Raw genomic sequence first — 4,121 nt, 5'->3', positions numbered from 1 at the left:
GGTGTAAAAATGCCATTAATACTAAGTGAGGCGCAATTTCTGGGTAAGGGGTGCTTTTAAATAACGGTTCCCCATGTTGTCGCCAAAAGTCTAAGAATAAGTCTAATAATTTTTCTGGGATTAATTCACCACTGGGACTCAACCATTCAGGTTCAATCACCCCTAAGGACATAATGGGCGTATAGGCTAAAACTTTAGGTAAAACTTCTCTATAAATCGGGTTAGCAATTTCTAAACCTCTAATAGGATGATAGCGACACAATCCTAAATCTAGGAGAAAACGAATATCATCATTAGGCACATCTGGTAATTCTTCCCCGGCTAACATGGGTTGAATAATCGCCTTAACCCTATCCTCTCGTAATCGCTCGGCGAGACTATCTAAATGGGTGTCTTGCCTTTGAATTAAGATATCTTTAGCTTGATTAATTAAATCTACCGTGATGGGAATGTTGGTATCTTCTGCTAAATATTCTGTAACTTGACGGGCGATCGCATTAACTAACCAAGGTTGACCCTGGGTTAAATAGTAGGCGTGATTAATGGCTTCGGGGGTGAAAATTTGCCCCGTGGCTTGGGTGTGTTGTGCGTATAGATTCCTTACATCTTCCAAAGTAAAATTATTTAAAGTTAAAGACTCTACCTTAATATTAAAGGGGCTAGAGGTATTTAACCCGTCACTACCACCAGAAGCTACCTTATAATCACGTACATCCCGCATCCCGATTAACGCCACACATTGGGGGAACCCTTGGGGGCGATTGGGATAACCGGAGCGTAACTGGCGCAGTACAGAAATTAAAGTTTCATCACTTAAAGCGTCAATTTCATCTAAGAATACCACCAAGGGTAAAGGAGAGTCAGCCGCCCAAGTGCTTAAAAATGTGCCAATTTGGGAACCAGTACCCACTTCTGTCCATGTAGTGGGCTGTAGATTAGTTGGTAGGCGAAATTTAACCGACTGTTTCCACTCATCTAAAATTGCTCTTTCAGCAGTTCCAGGAGCATGGGGAAATACTGCGCCCACTTCTAAGGATAGTAAGACGGCGGTATATTTACCACTGGCTGTTAATTCCTGTGCTAGGGTAAGCATGGCAGTAGTTTTACCGGTTTGTCTGGGTGCATGGATGACAAAGTAATTCTGTTGGTCAATCAGGCGTTTTAACTCTGGTAACCGCTGACTTGTGGGTAAGGTATAGTGGATATTTGGCTTACAAGGGCCAGCAGTATTAAACCATTTAGTCATAATAGTTTATGTATAGCTTGATTTGATTATAACTTCCATGATTGTTGACTGTTAACTGTTGACGGTTGACCGTTGACAGGTCAGAAGTATTAATAGTCAACAGCGATCTGCACTTCGGCTCAAGCCGAGTGCAAGCTTTAGCAGCAGCGCTGGTGCGATCGCCCACGGATAACACCTACTGTGGACACTGGGTAAAATATCCGCGATTTCTGAGAAAAGTTTGGATATTAAAGGCGCTCGCCTTGATTGGATGTGAATACGATTTATCTTCTCAAATATCTATAGATAGATGACATAATTACCCCAATAGTATCACTGATTTGGCAATATAAAGCCTTTGCTGGCGATAAGGCAAATATATTATATACCCCTGGCTGACTTCTCTAATAAGTTCGGTATTCTAGTATTGTCTCTACTCAAAACTATTTACTTTAACTCCCCAGGCTGGATTCGAACCAGCGACCAATCGATTAACAGTCGATCGCTCTACCGCTGAGCTACTGAGGAACGCTCACAAGTAATTATCTTAAACCCAACATATAGAATTTGGCAAGTGTTTTACCAAACTTTTTTTTGTAGATATTTAATTATGATCACATTACAGCCCAAACCCTTGCTAGTAAAGGGTTATCGCCTTTTAGATTCCAGTGGCTACTATAACCCCATTCTCAATTGAGCTAGTCGCTGGCGTGCTTTGGCATCAATGGAGTTGGCTAAAAACCGACTTTTGGGTTGCTTGGGTTTTTGATATTTATGTCGCATCCGAGAAATTGTACTTTGCACATCACTACAAAGCTGTTGTGCTGACAACAATTCAGCCCCATAGCCCTGAACTATCAACTGTTGGGCGCGGTCAGATGTGGCCACAATTACCCGATTAATCAGAGACTGCGCTTTTTGCTCCCTTAGAGATGCACAGGATTTTTCAATATAAGTGTCTGCGGTTTGTCCAAACTCAGTGTAATGAACTGATAACAGTTCCGTAATCATTTCTTGATTAGTAGGAGCTTTATGATGTTGGGCATCAAAAATTATTTGAGTGTTATAACCTAGAAACGAGCTGTAACTAGTCATTACTTCGACTAGTTCCCAGCGTGCAGCCTCTAGTCCTGAACGATCACGGGTTTTTTTCAGGCAAGGCCAAGCGCCAATTATATTGTAGCCGTCTACTAACAAGACAGCGGGTAGTAAGGAACGATGCATGGTATTTAATCACAGTTATCTAGAGTTAACAAAATTCATTCATAAATTTCATGGTAATTGAAATATTACTTGTAACTCTATGTTACAAACCATTAAAAAATTGCATCAGATGATAGGATTTCACTGCAAAAGGCTTGGCCAAACAGAAACGCGCCGGATCAAGGCGCGTCTCAATTGTTAGTAACTATTCAGAAAAAGGCATGGGAGCAAATGGGTATTTAAATTGATCCATTATCCATTGTCATCAACCTTTGCTTCAGACGCTGAGGATCACCTTGATCTATTAAACAGCCATTTTCTAGTAGAAAAGCACCGTCACAGTAGTTCAACTCATCTAGGCGATGAGTTACCCACAGAGCCGTCATTCCCCGACTTTTGACTAAACCACTCACACTAGCCACTAACTCTAATTGGCTATCTGGGTCTAAGAGGGCTGTCGGTTCATCTAAGAGTAAGATTTCACAACGCCGCGCGATCGCGCCGGCGATCGCCACTCGTTGTTTTTGTCCTCCGCTCAAAGCATAAATAGGGCGTAGTTGTAGGGTAGACAAATTCACCGACTTCAACGCCTCCTCAACCCTTGTCCTCACCGTCGCAGGGGGTAACTTTTCTTCTACCAGTCCAAAAGCCACATCAGCACCCACAGTTGGCATTACCAATTGATGATCAGGATTTTGAAACACAAAGCCAACGGGTTCTAGAACCTTAATCTCACCGGACTGAGGAGCCAATAGCCCCGCCAGTAGTCGGAGTAATGTAGATTTACCGCTGCCATTTGTACCCAAAAGCATCCAAAATTCACCTATAGGTACTTCCAGAGAACAAGATTGGATTGCCTTCGCGCCATTAGGCCAACTAAAATGTAAATTCTTGACCTCAATGCCAAATTCTGACATTTTCATACCCTAGTTATTCAGAAGCAGTGAGGGCAAAAAAGCCCGGTGGTCTACCACTGCTAGTAGTTGTACCATCTTTCTCGACAATCTGAACTCCAGAAATTTCACTGGCACGGACAGCAATTTTCTTCTCTGTCTTACCCTCACATTTAAGTTCCACGATGTCAGGGTTACCAGAGCGCATAGCGGCCAAAATTAGCTGATAGATAGCTTCAGCATCCTCTTGTGTCTTACGTTGTACAGATATGGGGAAGGCTGTATTTCTGATGCTTAGGTCAATGGTAAACATTTAGGATTAGTCCAACGTAACTGTAGGACTCATTTTAGCGTTAGCACATGGGGAATTGGGAATGGCGAATTAGTCGCTGTGGTCAACCCTCAACCCTCTGAGGGCTTTTTTGGCAAAAAATAAAATTTAATCCAGAATTAACTAGAAAAAGTCATCATTTGCACTTATAATTATGAGAGTCAGTAAAAATTTGTAAACTAGATTGACAATCTGGTAAACTATCTGCATAAAGATGGCTGTTAAAAGCTGATCTATAAGCAGACCTGTACTTATAAACATTTGGAGATTCGTTCTAATGACCATCGCAGTTGGACGTGCCCCCAGTACAAGAGGGTGGTTTGACGCTTTAGACGACTGGTTAAAGCGCGATCGCTTCGTATTCGTAGGCTGGTCAGGGATATTATTATTCCCCTGCGCTTACCTAGCACTAGGCGGTTGGCTCACCGGTACAACCTTCGTCACCTCCTGGTACACCCACGGATTAGCC

The 4,121-nt window shown here is 42.5% G+C and carries 5 protein-coding genes, 1 tRNA gene and 1 pseudogene; 2 read left to right on the top strand and 5 right to left on the bottom strand.

The features are described 5' to 3' along the window. On the bottom strand, positions 1 to 1,246 hold a 1,246-nt coding region (locus NWP22_RS17960), incomplete at its 3' end, for an AAA-like domain-containing protein (protein ID WP_280802195.1). A 65-nt stretch (positions 1,247 to 1,311) separates the two neighbouring features. Between NWP22_RS17960 and NWP22_RS17955 the strand changes: the two genes are divergently transcribed. Further along, positions 1,312 to 1,539, top strand: a complete 228-nt coding sequence (locus tag NWP22_RS17955) for a hypothetical protein (protein ID WP_271730461.1) — start codon at positions 1,312 to 1,314, stop codon at positions 1,537 to 1,539. A 142-nt stretch (positions 1,540 to 1,681) separates the two neighbouring features. On the opposite strand, the gene NWP22_RS17950 is transcribed toward NWP22_RS17955, so the two are convergent. The 4 genes from NWP22_RS17950 to NWP22_RS17935 all read right to left on the bottom strand — a co-directional run bounded on the left by NWP22_RS17950 (position 1,682) and on the right by NWP22_RS17935 (position 3,634). After that, positions 1,682 to 1,753 (bottom strand) — tRNA-Asn (locus tag NWP22_RS17950). 147 nt (positions 1,754 to 1,900) lie between these two features. After that, on the bottom strand, positions 1,901 to 2,449 hold the full coding sequence (locus NWP22_RS17945) for an NYN domain-containing protein (RefSeq protein WP_271730458.1): 549 nt from the start codon (positions 2,447 to 2,449) through the stop codon (positions 1,901 to 1,903). A 218-nt stretch (positions 2,450 to 2,667) separates the two neighbouring features. Further along, positions 2,668 to 3,345: an ABC transporter ATP-binding protein gene (locus tag NWP22_RS17940; RefSeq protein WP_271730457.1), complete on the bottom strand. Its 678-nt coding sequence runs from the start codon at positions 3,343 to 3,345 to the stop codon at positions 2,668 to 2,670. Between the two features lie 13 nt (positions 3,346 to 3,358). Next, the gene (locus tag NWP22_RS17935) at positions 3,359 to 3,634 is read right to left on the bottom strand and encodes a UPF0367 protein family (protein ID WP_271730456.1); all 276 of its coding nucleotides are present in this window, start codon (positions 3,632 to 3,634) and stop codon (positions 3,359 to 3,361) included. 295 nt (positions 3,635 to 3,929) lie between these two features. On the opposite strand from NWP22_RS17935, the pseudogene NWP22_RS17930 reads away from it, so the two are divergent. Further along, positions 3,930 to 4,121, top strand: a pseudogene (locus tag NWP22_RS17930) (photosystem II D2 protein (photosystem q(a) protein)); the annotation flags it as partial.

The organism is Anabaenopsis tanganyikae CS-531 (assembly GCF_029891675.1).
Lineage (GTDB): Bacteria > Cyanobacteriota > Cyanobacteriia > Cyanobacteriales > Nostocaceae > Anabaenopsis > Anabaenopsis arnoldii.
Note: the sequence above shows the minus strand (reverse complement) of the source record. Positions and strands in the feature narration are given on the sequence as shown.